17 protein-coding genes are annotated in these 19,423 nt (G+C 61.1%); 12 read left to right on the top strand and 5 right to left on the bottom strand.

Annotated features, from left to right (window positions below; all coding sequences use genetic code 11):
• Positions 1–3: 3 nt before the first annotated feature.
• Positions 4–1,419, bottom strand: a complete 1,416-nt coding sequence (gene eat, locus DKK66_RS00755; protein ID WP_045848372.1) for an ethanolamine permease — start codon at positions 1,417–1,419, stop codon at positions 4–6.
• A 376-nt stretch (positions 1,420–1,795) separates the two neighbouring features.
• On the opposite strand from eat, the gene DKK66_RS00750 reads away from it, so the two are divergent.
• Positions 1,796–2,797 (top strand): helix-turn-helix domain-containing protein, encoded by a 1,002-nt coding sequence (locus tag DKK66_RS00750; protein ID WP_165494081.1) that lies wholly within the window; start codon positions 1,796–1,798, stop codon positions 2,795–2,797.
• Here DKK66_RS00750 and DKK66_RS00745 read toward each other — a convergent pair.
• Entirely contained in the window at positions 2,778–4,247 is a 1,470-nt protein-coding gene (locus DKK66_RS00745) for a PLP-dependent aminotransferase family protein (protein WP_045848371.1), read from the bottom strand. The two genes, DKK66_RS00750 and DKK66_RS00745, sit on opposite strands and share 20 nt — an antisense overlap.
• A 225-nt stretch (positions 4,248–4,472) precedes the next feature.
• Between DKK66_RS00745 and DKK66_RS00740 the strand changes: the two genes are divergently transcribed.
• The 6 genes from DKK66_RS00740 (at position 4,473) to DKK66_RS00715 (ending at position 9,680) form a co-directional block, all read left to right on the top strand.
• On the top strand, positions 4,473–5,093 hold the full coding sequence (locus tag DKK66_RS00740) for a LysE family translocator (RefSeq protein ID WP_131354606.1): 621 nt from the start codon (positions 4,473–4,475) through the stop codon (positions 5,091–5,093).
• Between the two features lie 104 nt (positions 5,094–5,197).
• Positions 5,198–5,749 carry an isochorismatase family protein gene (locus tag DKK66_RS00735; protein WP_131354603.1) on the top strand — a complete coding sequence of 184 codons (552 nt, stop codon included), beginning with the start codon at positions 5,198–5,200 and terminating at the stop codon, positions 5,747–5,749.
• Between the two features lie 60 nt (positions 5,750–5,809).
• Positions 5,810–6,718, top strand: coding sequence for an EamA family transporter (locus DKK66_RS00730; RefSeq protein WP_131354600.1), 909 nt, complete (start codon positions 5,810–5,812; stop codon positions 6,716–6,718).
• Entirely contained in the window at positions 6,708–7,631 is a 924-nt protein-coding gene (locus DKK66_RS00725; protein WP_131354597.1) for a GlxA family transcriptional regulator, read from the top strand. Before DKK66_RS00730 ends, DKK66_RS00725 begins: the two co-directional genes overlap by 11 nt.
• A gap of 103 nt (positions 7,632–7,734) precedes the next feature.
• On the top strand, positions 7,735–8,385 hold the full coding sequence (locus DKK66_RS00720; protein ID WP_045848385.1) for an LPP20 family lipoprotein: 651 nt from the start codon (positions 7,735–7,737) through the stop codon (positions 8,383–8,385).
• A complete protein-coding gene (locus DKK66_RS00715; protein ID WP_131354594.1) occupies positions 8,385–9,680 on the top strand; it encodes a flagellar assembly protein T N-terminal domain-containing protein in 1,296 nt (431 codons plus the stop codon). The genes DKK66_RS00720 and DKK66_RS00715 overlap by 1 nt, the downstream gene beginning before the upstream one ends.
• A gap of 53 nt (positions 9,681–9,733) precedes the next feature.
• On the opposite strand, the gene DKK66_RS00710 is transcribed toward DKK66_RS00715, so the two are convergent.
• Positions 9,734–10,216, bottom strand: a complete 483-nt coding sequence (locus DKK66_RS00710) for a GNAT family N-acetyltransferase (protein ID WP_045848366.1) — start codon at positions 10,214–10,216, stop codon at positions 9,734–9,736.
• Between the two features lie 90 nt (positions 10,217–10,306).
• A complete protein-coding gene (locus tag DKK66_RS00705; protein WP_131354591.1) occupies positions 10,307–11,176 on the bottom strand; it encodes a serine hydrolase in 870 nt (289 codons plus the stop codon).
• A gap of 236 nt (positions 11,177–11,412) precedes the next feature.
• Here DKK66_RS00705 and uvrB point away from each other — a divergent pair, with 236 nt between their 5' ends.
• The gene (gene uvrB, locus DKK66_RS00700; protein ID WP_131354588.1) at positions 11,413–13,425 is read left to right on the top strand and encodes an excinuclease ABC subunit UvrB; all 2,013 of its coding nucleotides are present in this window, start codon (positions 11,413–11,415) and stop codon (positions 13,423–13,425) included.
• Between the two features lie 72 nt (positions 13,426–13,497).
• Here uvrB and DKK66_RS00695 read toward each other — a convergent pair whose 3' ends face one another.
• On the bottom strand, positions 13,498–14,469 hold the full coding sequence (locus DKK66_RS00695; protein ID WP_131354585.1) for a bile acid:sodium symporter family protein: 972 nt from the start codon (positions 14,467–14,469) through the stop codon (positions 13,498–13,500).
• 98 nt (positions 14,470–14,567) lie between these two features.
• Here DKK66_RS00695 and DKK66_RS00690 point away from each other — a divergent pair, with 98 nt between their 5' ends.
• The 4 genes from DKK66_RS00690 to DKK66_RS00675 all read left to right on the top strand — a co-directional run bounded on the left by DKK66_RS00690 (position 14,568) and on the right by DKK66_RS00675 (position 19,273).
• Positions 14,568–15,497 (top strand): LysR family transcriptional regulator, encoded by a 930-nt coding sequence (locus DKK66_RS00690; RefSeq protein WP_131354582.1) that lies wholly within the window; start codon positions 14,568–14,570, stop codon positions 15,495–15,497.
• A gap of 87 nt (positions 15,498–15,584) precedes the next feature.
• On the top strand, positions 15,585–16,190 hold the full coding sequence (locus tag DKK66_RS00685; RefSeq protein WP_131354579.1) for a hypothetical protein: 606 nt from the start codon (positions 15,585–15,587) through the stop codon (positions 16,188–16,190).
• 248 nt (positions 16,191–16,438) lie between these two features.
• Positions 16,439–16,786 carry a YkgJ family cysteine cluster protein gene (locus DKK66_RS00680; protein WP_242673542.1) on the top strand — a complete coding sequence of 116 codons (348 nt, stop codon included), beginning with the start codon at positions 16,439–16,441 and terminating at the stop codon, positions 16,784–16,786.
• A 297-nt stretch (positions 16,787–17,083) separates the two neighbouring features.
• Positions 17,084–19,273, top strand: coding sequence for a methyl-accepting chemotaxis protein (locus DKK66_RS00675; protein WP_131354576.1), 2,190 nt, complete (start codon positions 17,084–17,086; stop codon positions 19,271–19,273).
• The last annotated feature ends 150 nt before the right edge of the window (positions 19,274–19,423 follow it).

Genomic DNA, 19,423 nt, shown 5'->3' with positions numbered 1-19,423 from the left:
CTCTTATTCGCTACGGGCAACAGCAGGTTTCAGCGTGGTGGCATCGCCACCTTCCAGCAAATGATCGCTGGCGGCAGCCGCACGCTGGCGATGGGTCAGCAGGTAGTAGGCATAGGCCACGGCCAGGCTGCCGGCAAAAATCAGCGCCAGCAACTGGTTGTACCAGATCATGGCCACCAGGCATACCACCGCGCAGGCCAGTGCCAGGCCGGGCAGCAGCGGGTAGGCCGGTGCGCTGAACGGACGGGTCAGGGTGGGTTCGCTGCGGCGCAGCTTGAACAGCGCCAGCATGGACACGATGTACATCACGATGGCACCGAACACCGACAGGGTGACGATGTTGGCGGTCAGCGGCTGACCGGCAATCTGGATCAGGTCGTCACTGAAGATGGCGGCAATGCCGACAATCCCGCCCACGATGATGGCGCGATGCGGTGTCTTGAAGCGCGGGTGGATTACCGCCAGCATCGGCGGCAGGTAACCGGCACGGGCCAGCGCGAAGATCTGGCGCGAATAGCCCATGATGATGCCGTGGAAGCTGGCAATCAGGCCCAGGAGGCCCAGCCATACCAGCATGTGCAGCCAGCCGCTGTTGCTGCCCACGATCAGCTTCATTGCCTGCGGCAGCGGGTCGTTGATGTTGGCCAGCTTGCTCCAGTCACCGGCACCGCCTGCCATGATCATCACGCCCATGGCCAGCGCCACCAGGGTGAGGATGCCGGCTACATAGGCGCGCGGAATGGTGCGGCTGGGGTCCTTGGCTTCCTCGGCGGCCATGGCAGCGCCTTCGATGGCCAGGAAGAACCAGATGGCAAACGGAATGGCGGCAAACATGCCACCGATGGCGCTCAGGCTGAAGCTGTCGCTACCGGCCCAGCCGTGGTGGGTGAAGTTGTCCCAGCTGAAGCCCGGCGATACCACGCCCATGAACAGCAGCAATTCAAAAATGGCCAGCAGGGTGACCACCAGCTCGAAGGCTGCGGCCACGCTGACGCCCACGATATTCAGCGCCATGAACACGATGTAGGCGCCACAGGCAATCCACTTGGCGCTCAGCTCGGGAAACTGCACGTTCAGGTAGGCGCCAATGGCCAGCGCAATGGCCGGCGGAGCAAACACGAATTCGCACAAGGTGGCATAACCGGCCAGAAAGCCGCCAACCGGGCCAAAGGCGCGGCGGGCATAGGCAAACGGGCCGCCCGCATGCGGAATGGCGGTGGTCAGCTCGGTAAAGCTGAAAATGAAGGCGGTATACATGATGGCGACAAACACCGAGCTGAGCAGAAAGCCCAGCGTACCGGCCTGGGCCCAGCCATAGCTCCAGCCGAAGTATTCTCCCGAGATCACCAGCCCGACGGCGATCCCCCATAGTTGCCAGCCGCCCAGCTTGCGCGCCAGGCCGTGATTGCTGTTGCTCATGACATTTCCTCTTTTTTGACTCACTTCTCCCTGCCCGGTGCGGTGGCTCCGGGGCCTGACAAGCATGCTAGGCAGGGTGTGGCGGTGGCCGTTATCGAAAATCGGAAAACAGCAAAGCCGTCCGTGACAGCCAACTGCCGCCGCGCATGTCTGTGAGCGACAGTTTCGCAAGCGGCATGCCAGCTGCGGGCTGCCTGATAGTGCAGAGTGTGGCAATTTTTGCTGTGAATCAGCACCGTGATGAGGCATGCAAGCCCCGTGTTTGCACCGTGACGGTGAAATTTCCGATTTATGACAGCAAGAAGTCGCAAATACACAGGCAAAGCTGGTGTGTTTCTTGCTATATCCTTGCAGATCAATGTATTGGGAGCCGCACATGGACCCGCTAAGCCAAGGATTGTCCCTGCAGTTTGTTACCCGCCTGGCGGATGACGCGGCGGATCAGGCCGCCTTCATCAGCGGCTGGGAGCAGGATTACGCGCAGATTTCCTGTGGCCGTTTTTCCGGGCGGCTGGATGAGCTGTGCCTGGGACGCTTGCAGGTGTTCCGTGAATATTCGGCCCGCGAAACCTACCAGCAATGCCAGCCCTGGCGTGGAGCCATCTGGTTTGGCATACCGGCACCGGGCAGTGGTGAGCGCTTGCGCTTTCATGGCCGCAGCGTGCCGCCTTCCGCCGTGCTGGTGGCCATGGGCGGCAGTGACTTCACCTTGCGCACACCGGACGACTTCACCATTTACGGCATCGTGCCGGAGCAGGAAGTGCTGGCCTCGCGTCATCAGCAACTGTTTGGCCGCGACTTGCCTGCGCACTGGCTGCAAAGCGCTGCGGTACGCCTGCCCGAAGCCAGCCACCGGCTGCTGTGTGGCCAGATTTACGAGCTGCTGGCGCTGGCACGGCAAACGCCGGACAGCATTGGCCGCCAATTGCTGCTGGATTGTTCGGTGGATGCCTTGTTGCTGGCTCTGAGCGAAGGGCAGGCGGAAGCCTCGCTGCGGCGTGAGGGCAGCAGCCAGCGTCATTGGCAATGGGTGGAACAGGCAAGGCAGCGTGCATTGCAACCGGCCAGCCAGTGGCTGACGGTGGAAGGACTGTGCCGGGAATTACATGTGACGCGCCGTACCTTGCAAAACGGTTTTCAGGAAGTCACCGCCATGAGTCCGCTGCCCTTCCTGCGGGCACTGAGGCTTAATCAGGTGCGCCGTCTGCTGCGCTCGCCGCAGGGCAGCGCGGACAGCATCCAGCAACTGGCGGAAGATTGGGGCTTTGCCAGTCCCAGTCATTTCAGCTACGACTACCGCCGCCTGTTTGGCGAAACCCCCAGCCAGACCCGTCAGCAGCCGCAGCGCCTTGGCACTTTCAGGCTGGACGCGGCTTGAGCTGCTGCTGGGCCAGCATGCCCACCCGGGTGAGGGCGGCGACATAGCGTTCATCCAGCGGATAGCAGCAGGACAGGCGCATGGCATTGCGGTAGCGCCCGCCGGGTGAATACAAAGGCCCCGGCATGATGCTGATGTTCTCGGCAATGGCAGCATGAAACAGCGCCACGCTGTCGCAGCCTTCCGGCAGTTCCAGCCAGATCAGAAAGCCGCCGGCCGGGTCGGTGGCGCGCGTGCCGGCCGGGAAGTGACGGGCAATCAGGCCACGCACTTTTTCCACATGCTGGGCGTAGTGGCGCTTGAGCGCGCGCAGGTGGTGGTCGTAGCCGCCGGACTCCAGAAAAGCCCCCAGCGTTTCCGATAGCACCATGGGCTGGGCGACGGAAGACGCAAATTTCAGCTTGCGCAGTGCCGGGCCAAAGCGGCCGCCCTCCATCCAGCCGATGCGAAAATCCGGTGCCAGTGTCTTGGTATAGCTGGTGCAGAAGATGATCCAGCCGTCTTCGTCAAAGGCCTTGGCCGCCGGGGCCTGGGTGTCGCTGAACTGCAACTCGGCATACAGCCCGTCCTCGATCAGCGGCACCTGATAGTGATTCACCAGCCGCGCCAGCCGCTTCTTGGCCTCCAGCGGCATGCTGCAACCCAGCGGATTGTGCACATTGGGCATGGCCACCAGTGCGCTGATGCGCCCTTCGGACAGCAGCAGTTCCACTGCATCCACCGAAATGCCGTGCTGCGGGTCGGTGGGAATCTCCACGGCTTTCAGACCCAGGCTGGCAAACAGCGGTAGCAGGTTGAAATAGGTGGGCGATTCCAGCCCCACGGCGTCGCCCGGCTTGGTAACAGCGCGCAATGCCAGTTGCAATGCCTCCATGCAGCCATTGGTCAGGATGATGTTTTCCGCCTGCAAGGCCATGCCCAGTTCCAGACTGCGGCGGGCAATCTGCACCCTTAGCCGCTCGGAACCCGGTGGCAGGGCGTAAGTGCTGACCATGCCGGGCTGACGCCGCAATATCTGCCCCATCAGCCTGGCCAGCTTGTTGCCGGGGTAGAAGTCGCTGCCACGCGGGCAGGCCAGCGCCAGGTCGATGAAGCCGGGGGTTTGCTGTGCATCCAGCACTGCGCCTATCAAATCCAGCACCTTGCTTTCGGTAGGCTTGGCCACACTGCTTTGCGTCATGGCCGGGCGAGCAGGCGAGGGCAGCCTTGCCCGCACGTAATAGCCGGATTGCGGCCGGGCCTCGATCAGCCCGCGGTCTTCCAGCACCCGGTAAGCCGCCACCACGGTGTTCAGGCTCAGTTGCCGGCTTTGCGAGGTGCGCCGCACCGAAGGCAGGCGCGAGCCGGGCGGCAAGGTGCCACGGGCAATGGCCAGCGACAGGTCTTCGGCCAGTTGCTGGTACAAGGTGGCATTGCCGGCTGGGCTGTGGGGCAGGTTTTCGGGTGGCATGGCGAATGTTCCGGGCAAGACTGAGGCAAGGTTCAACAATGCCGCAGCAGCGTGGCTGGCGACAGTGACAGTGCTCATCATAGTGTGTGGTGACAGTTGGGGTAAACCGATCACTGTCACCATCACAATAGTAAATTGCTGAATCTGTCACCATCGGTCCAGGCTCCGTAGCATGAAGGTGTAGCAGCGCCATCCGGCGCATGCACGGTGACAAGGAGCCCTGACATGGTGGAGTTTGCCCTGATGTCTTATGTGGGGGTGATGTCCATCACGCCCGGTCCCAACAACCTGATGCTGGCCACCTCCGGCGTCAATTACGGCTTTCGCCGCACCTTGCCGCACATGCTGGGTATCAGCATCGGCTGTTCAGCACAGGTGTTCATCACTGCCTGTTTGCTGGCCTGGGCCTTGCAATGGGTACAGGCGGCCCGTTTGCCACTGACGGTGGCCGGTTGTATCTACTTGCTGTACCTGTCATGGAAAATTGCCCGCTCTGCCGCGCCGCAGGGGGGAGAAACCGGCCGGCCCATGGGTTTCTGGGCCGCGGCGCTGTTTCAGTGGGTCAACCCCAAAGCCTGGGTGATGGTGCTCAATGCTTCCATCCTGTTCATGCCGGCATCGGCGGAAACCCGGCTCAGCGCCGCCTTGTTGCTGGCGCTGGTGTTTGCCGTGGTCAACCTGCCCTGTATCAGCCTGTGGGCCTGGATGGGGGAGAGGCTGCGCCATCTGCTCAGCGGTGCGCGCGGCCTGATGCTGTTCAATCTGGGCATGGGGCTGTTGATGGCGGGAACCGCACTCTACCTGTTGCTGGACGAAGTGCAGCGCGCCTGGCCGGGCATGCTGTGATGCCTGATGTCCTGATTTGACAGTATCTTGTCTGGCACCGGCATGCCGCCTGACTTTGCAAGCGCCTAGACTGTGTCCATCAACTGCAACAGGGAGTGGATGACATGGATGCAAACAAGGTGGCCTTATTGGTGATTGATGTGCAGGATTCCTTCTTGCAGCGCGACTACTGGGATGAAACGGCCTTGCCGCCGTTTCGCCAGCGCATGCTGGCACTGATTGCCGGGGCGCGGGCGGCGGGTATTCCGGTGCTGTATGTATTGCACGAGGATGGCGACGGTCCGTTTGCTGCGGCAAGTGGCTTTGTGCGGCCCATGGCCTGGCTACCGGCCAATCCGGATGCCATCTTCATCAAACACGTGCACAATGCCATGCTGGATTCCGGCCTGCAGCCCTGGCTGGCCGAGCGTGGCATCGGCAAGTTGCTGGTGTCGGGCATCCGCACCGAGCAGTGCTGCGAAACCACCACCCGGGTGGCGTCTGATCTGGGTTTCGCGGTGGATTTTGTCAGTGAAGCCACGCTTACCTTTGCCATGCGCCACCCGCTCAGCGGCAAGCTGTACAGCGCGGATGAAATCCGGGAAAAAACCGAGCTGGTGCTGGCCGGGCGTTTTGCCGACATCGTTACGGTGGAACAGGCGCTGGCGCGGCTGTAGACGATTCATTTATCCGGCAGGCAGGCCATGGCGGCCTGCTGCTGTTTTGGAGCAAGTTTCATGCCCTTGAAGGATGTATTGCAGGCGCTGGCCATCGTGCTGATCTGGGGCGTCAATTTCGTGGTGATCAAATACGGCGTGGCCGACGTGCCCCCCTTGTTGCTGGGTGCCTTGCGCTTCATGCTGGCGGCTTTTCCGGCGGTGCTGCTGGTGCGCCGGCCAACGCTGCCCTGGGGCTGGGTGGCGGCATATGGCTTGAGCGTGGGCGTCGGGCAGTTTGCCTTTCTGTTTTCCGCCATCAAGCTGGGCATGCCGGCCGGGCTTGCCTCGGTGGTCTTGCAGTCGCAGGCCTTCTTTACCCTGATCCTGGCCGGGCTGATGCTGCATGAGCGCTGGCAGGCGGCGCAAATCCTGGGCCTGCTGTGTGCCTGTGCCGGGCTGGCGCTGATCGGGCTGGCCAAGGGCGGCAGCATGACCGCCATCGGCTTTGGCCTGACGCTGGCGGCAGCGTTCTGCTGGGCCTCGTCCAACATCATCGTCCGGCTGATGGGCAAAGCCGGGCACAAGGTGGAACCGCTCAATCTGGTGGTGTGGTCCAGCCTGGTGCCGCCGCTGCCCTACCTGGCCTTGTCCTGGTGGCTGGAAGGGCCGCAGCGCATGGAAATCGCCTTGCGCCATTTCTCGCTCGGTTCCTTCCTGGCGGTGGCGTATCTCGCCTTCATGGCCACCTTGCTGGGTTATGGCATGTGGAGCCGCCTGCTCAGCCGCCATCCGGCCAATAAAGTGGCCCCGTTTTCCTTACTGGTGCCAGTGGTGGGGGTGCTTACCTCCGCGCTGTTGCTGGGGGAAAGGCTGAGCCTGCTGCAGGCGGCGGGCAGCGTGCTGTTGCTGGCCGGACTGGTGGTGAACGTGTTTGGCGGCTTGTTGCTGGCACGCTGGCGGCGCGGGGTGGTGGCCCATGGCACGTGATATCTGGTTTGTGCTGCCGCCGCGCTTCATGCTGCTGGACTTTGCCGGTCCGGCTGAAGCCTTCCGCATTGCCACCGAGTTCGGTGCGCCATTCCGCCTGCACTATGCGGCCTGTGACACCGCCACGCACTGTTCGCTCGGCCTGCCTGTGGGCGGGCTGCAGCCCTTGCCCCGGCACTTGCCAGAGGGCAGCCTGATTCTGATTCCCGGTGCCGACTGCTCGGCCGAGGCGTACGCCATGCCGGAAGCGCAGCAGATTGTCAGCTGGCTCTCCAGCAGCTTCCAGCCCCAGCATCATCAGCTGGCCACCATTTGCTCGGCTGCCTTGCTGGCCGGCATGGCCGGATTGCTGGCACACCGCCAGTGCACCACCCATCACAGCCTGATTGAACGGCTGCGCCAGACCGATAACAGCGCCCAGGTGCTGGAGAACCGTGTTTTCGTGCAGGATGGCAGCGTGTGGACCAGTGCGGGCATCACGGCTGGTATTGACCTGGCCTTGCAGCTGATCAGCCAGCTGGCCGGTGCCGCCACGGCGCGCGAGGTGGCACGCGAGATGGTGGTGTATTTCCGCCGTGCCGGTCAGGATGCCCAGCTGTCACCATGGCTGGCGCACCGCAATCACCTGCATCCGGCCGTACACAAGGTGCAGGACCTGATAGCCGCCAGCCCGGAACAGGACTGGAGCCTGGCCACGCTGGCCGATCAGGTGCATGTCAGCGTGCGCCATCTGTCCCGCCTGTTCCGCGAGCATGCCGGGGTGTCGGTGCACGATTACCACCTGGGCTTGCGCGCCGCGCTGGCCGGGCAATGGCGGGCCAGTGGCCTGTCCAAGGAAAAGGCCGCGCTGGCCGCCGGTTTCTCCTCGGCCCGGCAATGGCAGCGTGTGCAACAGGCAGCAGCTGCATCCTGACGAAAATTAACTAAAGTTAACCTTGTTGCTGTCGATATAATGCTGACGCTACGCCCGCGTGCGCCTGCCTTTGTCCCAAGAACAAGTAGAAATGGTCACCGTCATGAACACCTGCACTCGTCATTTGGCCGCCGTATCCCTGTTGCTGGGTCTTACTGCCTGTGCCTCTGCCAGCCAGCCTGTTGCCGAAGCACCGCGCGCTGCGCCCGAACCTGCTGCCAGCAATACCGCGTTTACCGGTGTGGGCTACGCCGGTGCCGGTATCGAGCCGGAAGCACCCCGTGTGGTGGTGAAAGAGGTCAACCCCAATGCGCCCATCGTGATCCGTGCCACGGGTAGCGGGGCTGCACCGTATTCTTCTTCCCTGACACCGTCCCAGCGCAAGCTGCTGTCCATGCGAGCCGCCCGGCTGGATGCCTTCCGCTCCATTGCCGAACAAGTGCAAGGCCTGAAGCTGGTGGGTAACAGCTCGGTTGCCAATATGGTGGCCACCAGCGACGGCTTCCGCACCTATGTGGATGCCTATCTGCGCGGCGTGCATCTGGTTTCCACCACCATGCAGCCGGATGGCACCAGCGAAGCCGTGGCGGAAATCACGCTGGATCAGGATTTCTACAAGCAATACAAGAACGCGCTGGAAAAAACTGGTAGTGTGATGAAGGCTGCCCAGCAAAATGGCGTGGCCGGTCTGGAGTGCGCCGAAGGCAACTGCGGTGCCACCCGTTACGAAAGCAATTACTACGTAGCCCACTGATGATGACACGGCGTGTTTACCGCTTGATGGCCGCCCTTGTGGCGGCTTTTGCATTCTCTGCCCCGCTGCTGGCTGCGCCCATCGAGGCGGAAGGGGTTGCCGACATGGAAGCCGGCAGTCCGGCTGCGCGCGAAATGGCCATCCGTGATGCCCTGCAGCAGGCGGCAATCAGCAATGGTGCCGAGCTGCAATCGCTGCAACTGATGCAGTCCGGCACGCTCAGCGAAAGCAGTGTGCTGTCCGCACCGGCCTTGCAAGGCAAGGTGAAAATCCTGCTGGAATACACCAAGAACGGCATGTATCACGTGCGGCTGAGCATAGACCCGCAAGCCAGTGCCGCCGGCCCGGTAGCCAGTGCACCAACCCCGACGCAGAACGCCAACTGCGGCATGCCCGCTGGCCGCACCCTGCGGCGCAAATTGCTGACTACCTATTTTTATGTGGTGAACCCGTCCGAAGCCAACGACCTGCGCAATCTCGCCACTGCGCTGCCGGCCGACCTGGCGCGCCGCCTGCGCCAGCAAAACCAGTTTGACGTGCGCAATGCCGGGCATCTGACCGTGCTGAGCAATATGGCGGCAGACGAGCCGGTGGCTGGCTGGGAAACCGTGCGCGAACTGGGGCGGCGTGAGGACGTGCAGTTCGTGGTAGCCGGTCGGGTGCTGTCCACCGGCGTGGTGGCCAAGAGCGTGCGTCACACCATGTTCGAGTCCAACAATACCAGCCAGCAAGGTGCGTATTACACCGGGCCGTTGGCCGGGATGTTCGGGCAGGCGTTCAAATATGAGCCCTCGGCACGACAGTTCGATCTGGAAGTCTGGGTGTACGATGCCCTGACCGGTGCGGTGCTGGCCGACCAGCGCATCAGCCAGGTTGCCCGCGGCAAGGTGGTGGCACAGCTGCCGGTGGATTTTGCCACTGCCGCATTCTGGGACGGCGACTATGGCAGTGTGGTGAATGCGCTGCTGGATCAGGCCACCCGTCAACTGGGCGACGTGCTCAGCTGTATTCCCTTATCGGCCAAGGTGGTGAAAGTGGAAGACGGCCGTCAGGTGTTCATCAATGCCGGTGGCCTTGATGGCATGAAAGTTGGCGACCAGATGCTGCTGTACAAACCGCGTTCGGCGCAGATCGTGCGCAGTGGCGGCGGCGTGCGGGAACTGGGTGTACCGGAGGACCTGTCCGGCACCATTACCCTGACCCAGGTGCAGCCGAATTTTTCCATTGCCCAGGTGCAAAGCGCCAGACTCAAGGTGGAAGAGGGCGATTACGTCCGCTTCATGACCCGGCGTTAAAACGCTGTAAAAAAGCCCCGCAAGTGCGGGGCTTTTTGCTGGAGCAGGTTTCTTCAGGCCTGCTCGGCAAACTGCAGCAGCGCGTCGCCAGCCAGCCGGTATTTCACCCATTCGGACTGGGCGGCGGCACCAAAGGATTCGTAAAAATCGATGGCTGGCTGGTTCCAGTCCAGCACGCTCCATTCGAAGCGGCCACAACCGCGGGCTACGGCCAGCTGCGCCAGGTGACGCAACAGCTTTTTGCCGGCACCACTGCCACGCGCTGCCGGGGTGATGTAGAGGTCTTCCAGATACAGGCCGGACTTGCCCTGCCAGGTGGAATAATTGAAGAAATACACCGCATAGCCCACCGGCTGCTCGTCTTGCAGGCAGATCAGGCCATGGGCAGTGCTGTCCGGGCCAAACAGGGACTGTTCGATATCGGCCACACTGGCCACTACTTCGTGTTCGGCCTTTTCATAAATGGCCAGTTCGCGGATATAAGCCAGAATCAGTGCGGCATCGTCATGGGTGGCGGGGCGGATGGTAATGGTCAACGGTGACTCCTGATGCGGGCTTGCGCGCCCGTCTGCCTTGTCATGATGAAAAAGGCCGGTTGCCCGGCCCTGTGTCTGTACCTGCAGGGTTCAACCTGCCAGCCAGTTGCCCGGATGCGACTCCAGCCAGGTCTTGATGTTGCGCGCATCATTGACGCGGGCAGAGTTGCCGCCTGCAGCCAGCAGCACGATGATCAGCGGCTGCGAACCTACGGTAGTCTGCATCACCATGCAGCGGCCGGCTTCCTGGATGTAACCGGTTTTCTGGACGCTGATGTCCCAGTTGCCTTCACGTACCAGTGCATTGCTGTTGCGATACTGCAGCACGCGGTTGTGTACCGATACGATCTGGTGCTCTGGCGTGGTGGTAAAGGCGCGGATCAGCGGGTAGTTGTGTGCCGCTTTTACCATGCGGGCCAGGTCATTCGCGGTGGAAGTGTTGCGCAGGTCCAGGCCGGTCGGGTCGTAGAACACCGTTTCGTTCATGCCCAGGCTGCGTGCCTTCTTGTTCATGCGCTCGACAAAGGCCGCGGTGCCGCCGGGCAGGGCGGTGCGTGCCAGTGTGGCGGCTGCACGGTTTTCCGAGGACATCAGCGCCAGCAGCAACATTTCCTTGCGCGGCAGGGTAGTGCCCACGGCCAGACGCGAGGTGGTGTTCTTCAGGCGGTCGATTTCCGCATCGGAAACCGATACTTCCTGATCCAGCGAAACCCCGGAATCCAGCAGCACCATGGCCGTCATCAGCTTGGTGATGGAGGCAATCGGCATGCGCTGGTGGATGTTCTTTTCGTACAACGGTTCACCCGTGTTGCCGTTAAGAACCAGCACCGAATGCGAATTCAGGCGCGGAACGGCATGGTTGGCCATCTGGCTGGCAACCATGACGCCAGCAGGTGGCGCGGCCACTGCCGGCATCGCCAGGGCGGCGGAAACCAGCAGGGCGGCAAATTTTCTCAGCATAAGAGATACACTCCCGTGTCTTGTCGGTGGAGATACAGCCTTGCAGAAACGCCTGTCACCACCATGTTGATGGGCAAGGATTCTTCATCTCGGCTCGTGATCGGGTTGCCTACATTTTAAACAATGTTTTGCCTCTGTGGCAGGCAATTTCACAGATAAAAATCAATGATGCGCCGGGAGTGAGTTCATCCTGTTATCGGCGTAAAATCGTCACACTTGAATCGCGCGAAAAGACCATGCTGCTTACCTTTCCGGATAGTCCCTTCCGTTTGCACCAGCCCTTCCCGCCTGCTGGCGACCAGCCCACCGCCATTGCCCAGCTGGTGGAGGGCCTGGAAGACGGCTTGTCCTATCAAACCCTGCTGGGGGTCACCGGTTCGGGCAAAACCTTCACCATGGCCAATGTCATTGCCCGCACCGGCAGGCCGGCCATCATCATGGCGCACAACAAGACGCTGGCGGCGCAGCTGTACAGCGAAATGCGCGAGTTTTTCCCGGAAAATGCAGTCGAGTATTTTGTTTCCTACTACGACTACTACCAGCCGGAGGCTTACGTTCCCAGCCGCGACCTGTTCATTGAAAAGGATTCCAGCATCAATGAACACATCGAACAGATGCGCCTGTCCGCCACCAAATCCATTCTGGAGCGGCCGGACTGCATCATCGTGGCTACCGTGTCGGCCATTTACGGTATTGGCGATCCATCCGACTACCACCAGATGATCCTGCATCTGAAGGAAGGGGAAACCACTCCGCAGCGCAGCATCATCAGCCGCCTCACCACCATGCAGTACGATCGCAACGATGTGGATTTCGGCCGTGGTACTTTCCGGGTGCGTGGCGATGTAATCGACATCTTCCCGGCAGAAAGCAGCGATACCGCCTTGCGCGTCAGCCTGTTTGACGATGAGGTGGAAACGCTTACCCTGTTCGATCCGTTGACAGGCGTCACCAAACAGCGGGTTGGCCGCTATACCGTGTTCCCGTCCAGCCACTATGTGACGCCGCGCGACACCGTGCTCAAGGCCTGCGAGAAAATCAAGCTGGAATTGGCCGAGCGTATCGAGTGGTACCAGAAGGAAGGCAAGCTGGTGGAGGCGCAGCGCATTGAGCAGCGCACCCGCTTCGATCTGGAAATGCTGTACGAGATGGGCTTTTGCAAGGGCATCGAAAACTACTCGCGCCACTTTTCCGGTCGTGCGCCGGGCGATGCGCCACCGACGCTGATTGACTACCTGCCCAAGAATGCGCTGATGTTCATTGACGAATCCCATGTCACCGTGCCGCAGGTGGGGGCGATGTACAAGGGCGATGCCGCGCGCAAGAGCAATCTGGTGGATTATGGTTTCCGCCTGCCGTCCGCCGTGGACAACCGGCCGCTGAAATTCCACGAATTCGAAAAGCTGATGCCGCAGACGGTGTTTGTGTCTGCCACACCGGCTGCCTACGAAAAAGAACATGCCGGGCAGGTGGTGGAGCAGGTGGTGCGTCCTACCGGTCTGGTGGACCCGGTGATTGAAATCCGTCCGGTAGCCACCCAGGTGGATGACTTGCTGTCGGAAATCCGCCTGCGCATGGACCTGGGCGAACGGGTGCTGGTAACCACGCTCACCAAGCGCATGGCCGAACAGCTGGCCGACTATTACACCGAGCACGGCGTGAAGGTACGTTACCTGCATAGTGATATCGACACCGTGGAGCGGGTGGAAATCATCCGCGACCTGCGCCTGGGCATGTTCGACGTGCTGATCGGCATCAACCTGCTGCGCGAGGGGCTGGATATCCCCGAGGTCAGCCTGGTGGCCATTCTGGATGCCGACAAGGAAGGCTTCCTGCGCTCGGACCGCTCGCTGATCCAGACCATAGGCCGCGCCGCGCGTAACCTCAACGGCAAGGCCTTGCTGTACGCAGACCGCATTACCGATTCCATGCGTCGCGCGATGGATGAAACCGAACGGCGCCGCGCCAAGCAGCTGGCCTTCAATACCGAGCATGGCATTGTGCCGCAGGGTATCAACAAGAAGATCAAGGACATCATCGACGGCGTGTACAGCGTGGAAGACCAGCGCAAGAAACTGGTGGATGAAGCGCAAGTGGCGATGATGGACGAGAAGACGCTGGCCAGGGAAATCAAGCGTCTGGAGAAGGAAATGATGGAAGCGGCGCGCAATCTGGAGTTCGAAAAAGCCGCCCGCCTGCGCGACGAGTTGAAGGCGCTGAAGGAAAGGATGTTCATCAGCGATCTGTAAGTGCCGCACCCAGGCAAACGAAAAGCCCCGCCAGTGTAATGCTGACGGGGCTTTGTCCTGAGTGAGCCGTATTTATGCCGCCTGGGCAGCCAGCTGCTGCTTGCGATAGCGTTGCGCCAGTACCGCGCAGGTCATCAGCTGGATCTGGTGAAACAGCATCAAGGGCAGCACGATGGAGCCGATGGGGTGGCCGGCAAACAGCACCTTGGCCATCGGCACACCGCTGGCCAGACTTTTTTTCGAGCCGCAGAACACGATGGTGATCTGGTCGGCACGGTCAAAACCCAGCTTGCGGCTGGAGTAGGCGGTCAGCCCCAGCAGGATGGCCAGCAGCAGACCACACACGACCAGCAGGCCCAGCAAGGATTGCGGCGGGGTTTGCTGCCACAGGCCGGTAATCACCGCCGCACTGAAGGCGGTGTACACCACCAGCAGGATGGAGCCCTGGTCCACATAGCGCAGCAGCGGCTTGTGCTTGTCCACCCAGCCGCCTATCCAGCGGCGGGCAATCTGGCCGGCAATAAAAGGCAGCAGCAACTGCAACACGATGTCGGTGATGGAGCCCATGCCCTGGTCGCTGCCGTGATGGCTGATCACCAGCATGCCCACCAGCAAGGGCGTGATGAAAATGCCGAAGATATTGGACGCGGTGGCGCTGCAAATGGCCGCCGGGATATTGCCTTGCGCCATCGAGGTAAAGGCAATCGACGATTGCACGGTGGACGGCAGCATGCACAGGTAGAGCACGCCCAGATACAGCTCTGGCGTCACCAGCGGGCCCAGCAGCGGCTTGAGCGCCAACCCCAGTACCGGGAACAGCACAAAGGTGCAGGCCATTACCGTCAGGTGCAGCTTCCAGTGGGTGGCACCGGCAATCACGGCTTCACGCGACAGTTTGGCCCCGTGCAGGAAAAACAGCAGGCCGATGGCCAGGGTGGTGATCAGGTTCATGGCCTGTGCCACCTCGCCCTGACAGGGCAGCAGGCTGGCCAGGGTGACCGTGGCAATCAGCGCCAGGGTGAAGGAATCAATCATTTTCAGCATGAGGATGCCCTATTGCAGCGGGAAATCAGCTTGCTATTGAACCGTGAAAACATTCAGACTACAAATTGATTTATCAGATCAATAGATAAGAAAAAGTCATGAATGTCAGTTTGCGCCAGTTACAGGTGTTCCGGGCGGTGGCCCGTCTGCGCAGTTTCAGCCGGGCCGGGGACGAAATCGGCCTGACCCAGCCTGCGGTCAGCCGTTGCATTCGCGAGCTGGAAGCAGAACTGGGCATGCGCCTGCTGGACCGCACCACGCGCGAGGTGGAGCTCACCGCCGCCGGCCTGCGCTTTGCCGGCCAGCTATCCCGCTTGCTGGATGAATTGCAGTTGCTGCTGGAAGAGGCGCGCAAGGAGGGTGAACAGGCGCACGGCACCGTGCATATCGCCAGCAGTCCCACCTTGTCCGCCAGCTTGCTGCCCAGCTTGCTGGCGCAATGCGCCCGCCAGTTTCCACACATCCGCCCGGTGCTGCACGACCAGGTACAGCGCCTGAATGTGGAAAGCGTGCGCAGCGGCGAGGTGGATTTCGGCATCGTGGTGGAGCCGGGTGTGGTGGATGATCTGGAATGCCAGCCTTTGCTGGATGACGGTTTCTGGCTGATCTGCCGCGACGACCATCCGCTGGCCGCCATGGATGCCGTGCCGTGGCAGGCACTGGACCGGTTGCCGCTGGTGTTGCTGGATTACAGTTCCGGCAGCAGGGCGGTGATAGACCGCATTCTGGCCAGCCAGGGGGTGCACTGCCCGGTCGCCCAGCAACTGGGGCACTCCAGCTCGGTTTTCCAGATGGTGCAGGCCGGCATCGGCATCAGCGTGTCGCCGGGTCTGGCACTGCCGCTGCCTGCCGGAGCCAGCCTGACCGTGCGACCGCTGCTGCCGGAACAGCGCCGCAGCATCATGCTGATCCGCCGACGCCAGCGTTCGCTGTCGCCGGTGGCAGAGCGCTTGTGGCAGCTGGCCTTGCAACTGGGGCCGCAATTGCAGACGCTGGCCAGCCAGCATGTGGGCGGGGTGATGGCCTGAGCCCAGGCCGACGTGATTGGTCAGTAGCGCTGCTTTTCTGCTAGCCTGCCAGCATTTTCTGCCAGCAGGCCTTACCGGATCATCCTGATGAAAAAAACACTGACTTCCCTGACCTTCTGTGCCGGCCTGTTGCTGGCAGGCTCCAGTCTGGCCGATGAAACGATTGTGCTGTTCCGCCATGCAGAGAAGCCTGCCGCTGGTCTCGGGCAGCTCAGTTGTCAGGGGCTGAACCGGGCATTGGCACTGCCTGCGGTACTGGCCGCCCGCTTTGACCGACCGGCCGCCTTGTTCGCCCCCAATCCCGGCATCCGCAAGAAAGACGGCGGCGTGCCGTACAACTACATCCGCCCGCTTGCCACCATCGAGCCCACCGCCATCCGTCTGGGCTTGCCGGTGAACACCGACTTTGGCCTGGATGAACTGGACGCGCTGGAGGCAGCCATCACCAGCCCGGCCAACCGGGACGCCACCGTGTTTGTATCCTGGGAGCACCGGCTGGTAGCCAGAATGGCGGGGCAACTGCTGGCACGTTACGGCGCAGACCCGGCCCAGGTGCCGGATTGGCATTACAGCGATTTCGACAGCCTGTATGTCGTCACCTTGCAGCAGCAAGATGGACGCACCATCGCCCGCTTCCGGGTGGAAAAGCAGGGTTTGAACAATCAGGCGCAGACCTGCCCTGGTGAAAAGTGATTCGGCAGAACATGGCCCTGCCCATGCCGACTTGATGCTATCGGCGACAGCTTGAGCATGTGCATATCAGGTGCGATGACGCCTTGCTGCGATGCAATATAGGTCAGACTTTTCCGAGTGATGACAGGCAGGTATAGTGCTGCCCGGCGGCATTCGCAGCGCCAGCACGCACGCTGGCTGCGGTGCAGTCACACAGTCATGGCCGCTACCGGCCTGCACCTGGTCCATCACTTTGTCTGACACGCTCAATGATGAACGCTCCTGCCACTGTCACATTCAATCCCTGTCTGGATTGCGGCGCCTGTTGCGCCAGTTTTCGTGTTTCCTTCTACTGGTCCGAGGCTGTCAGCCTTGGCCTGCCCGATACCGCGCTGGAGCAAGCCAGCCCCTGGCATGCCTGTTTGCGCGGCACCAATCAGCCTGTACCACGCTGTATGGCCTTGCAGGGCGAAGTAGGGCAGTCCGTGTCCTGCCGCCTGTATGCCCAGCGCCCCTCGCCATGTCACGAGGTGCAGGCGGGCGATGCCCAATGCCGCAAAGCCCGGCACAAGCATGGCCTGCCGGAGCTGCCCGTTCTGGCACTCCGCCACGGCTGAAACCGGCAGCATGCCCGGGATGGCGAGGTCCTCTGCCTGCCTTGCACGGTAGCCGGCTTGCTGTTGGTCTAAATCGTGATAAAGCCATGATTTAAATCGTAAGTATCTGAATAACCGGTGTCTTTTCCAGTTTAATGCTGGATGAATTTTGCTGCCTGTATTGTTCCGTGCACAGGGCGCGCATCGCTGGAGTCGGCTCAGCCTGATCAAATCAGCTACCGCAAAGCCTGTTTTCTTTCTATAACCCTGATATTGGGAGCGGGTAATCTTCATTCATTAATTTAAAGTTGAACAAAAATGACGAACAGAAGCCGGTCGCCGTGGAAGGTTTTCCTGTTTGCCCGCTTGTGCTATCTGCTGCTTGGTTTTGCCATTGTGCTGATTGCCAGCGAGTGGGCCATGCAGCGCTGGTCCGCCGGGCGTCTGGCTACTGCGCGCGAGCAGGTGATCCAGCAAGAAGCCATGCCGCAGCTGGAACACAAGCAAAAGCTGGTGCAGGACATGTTCAACACCATGTATGAAAACACCCGCACCATAAGCCTGATGCCCAGCGTGCGGCAAATCCGCGGGGGTAACCGGGCGGATGAAAAAGAAGATGTGGTGGCCAATCACCGCTTTACCGCCGATGCCTTCCTGACCGTGCAGCAGGTGTTCAACAATCTGGTCAGCCGTACCCGGGTGTCAGAAGTTTATGCAGTCATGGACGGGCTGGACTTCAAAAAAGGCCAGGTGCCTTTTTTCATGTTTGATACCGTGCGACTGGAGCCGGAAGGCGGGAAAAAGGACGAGGACGAGGCCAAAAGCAAGGATCCGGACGTCCCCGAGCAACTGGAAGACGAGGAGTACAGCTATTTCCCCACCCAGTTGGCCGAGCTCAAGGCAGCGCATCCACGCTTTGATTTCAAGGTGCTGGATGATATCCCGGCGGTCACTTCGCCGCTGATGCGCACCTGCGACAATACCCAGTACTACTCCAAATCGCAGTGCAATGTGTACGACGCTTCCGGCTTCCTGTATTCCGTGCCGGTCTACGATATGCAGCACCAGTTCATCGGGGTGGTGTCGTCCATCGTGCGCGCCAATGTATTCGAGGCAGCGTTGCTCAACATGCCTTTCCTGGTTCTTACCCCCAAAGACAAGGAAGAAGCGGCCAAAACCGGGCTGAAAATGCCGGAGGAGGCCGGTAATTTTGCGCTGGTGAATGCCGAGCGCGGCATCCGTATTTTCGACCGCCGCAATACCGTGCTGCCCGACTTGCTCAGTGGCAAGCAACAGGCGGCTGCGCTGGGTGGTGCCTGGCTCAGCCTGCCCGTGAAAATCCATAGCGACAAGCCGTGGACGCTGTACTACTACCTGACTCCGGCACAGCTGGAACGGCAGCTGGCCCCCTTGTATGCCAGTCAGCGCAATACCATGCTGGTGGTGCGACTGGTGCTGGGCCTGCTGTTCCTGTTCGGGCTGTTCGTGGTGTACCGCCAGTATCAAACCTTCAAGCAGATTTACGATCTGCGCCGCATCGAATCCACCATGATTGCCGTGGCGGAGAACTTCGACCTCACCCGGCGGGTGGAAGGCTTGTGCAGCAAGCAGGCAACCAGGGCGGGCGAGGCCCTCAATCGCCTGTTGCAAGCCCTGCAGGACGGCATGTTGCAAGTGGAAACCTGCCTGCAGGCCGTGGTGGAAGCCAACCGCAATATGGGCGTCACCTCACAGCATTTGAGCACGGTGGCCGAAACGGGCGAGCAGGCGTCGCAGCATATTGACCAGTCCTTGCAGCAATTGAACGGCGGCATGCTGGACATCCTGCGCAAGGTGGACAAGGCCGCCACGCTGTGTAGCGATTCGGCCGAGCGTGCACACCAGAACAAGGCCATCATTCATACCGCGCTGAATGACATCCGCTCGGTGTCTGCTGCGGTGGGACAAACCGCCAGCTGCCTGCATCAGTTGCAGGACTCCAGCGCCGCCATTACCAGGATTGTCGCCGTCATCGAATCCTTGGCCGCGCAAACCAATCTGCTGGCACTCAATGCCGCCATCGAAGCTGCGCGTGCCGGTGAAGCCGGGCGCGGTTTTGCCGTGGTGGCTGACGAAGTGCGCAAGCTGGCGGATTCCACCAGCCGTTCCACTGGCGAAATCGAGACCATCGTCAAATCCATTGGCAGTCAGGTGCAGCTTGCCGTGGCGGACATGCAGCAAGTGGAAGACAGCGTGGCCACCAGTGTGGACAACATCAACCTGGCTGGTGAGTCGGTACAAACCATCAGCCAGCAGGCGACAGAGGTGGTGCAACTGGTGGGCGGGGTCAGCCAGAACGTGGCCGAACAACAACAAAGCTGTGCCGAACTGGCGGATGATGTAAGCGGTATTGCCGGTGGCGCCTCGGAAACCCGTAGCGAGGCCGATGCCACGGCCCATGCACTGGCCAAGCTCGATGGGCAAGTCGAACAGATACATGGCATTGTCAGCCGCTTCCGCCTGCGCTGATCATGATCAAGGCTCGCCGGGTCATGCAGCTGCCCTACTACCGATGGTGTATGGCAATGTGGTGTGAGTGCATTTATGTTCGACTGCACCGGGCTGTGTATCATGGCCAGTCAGCAAGGCATATCAACAAAACTTTATCTGCTGTCCTTA

This window comes from Aquitalea sp. USM4 (assembly GCF_004328945.1).
Lineage (GTDB): Bacteria > Pseudomonadota > Gammaproteobacteria > Burkholderiales > Chromobacteriaceae > Aquitalea > Aquitalea pelogenes.
This window is presented reverse-complemented; position numbering and strand designations above follow the sequence as displayed.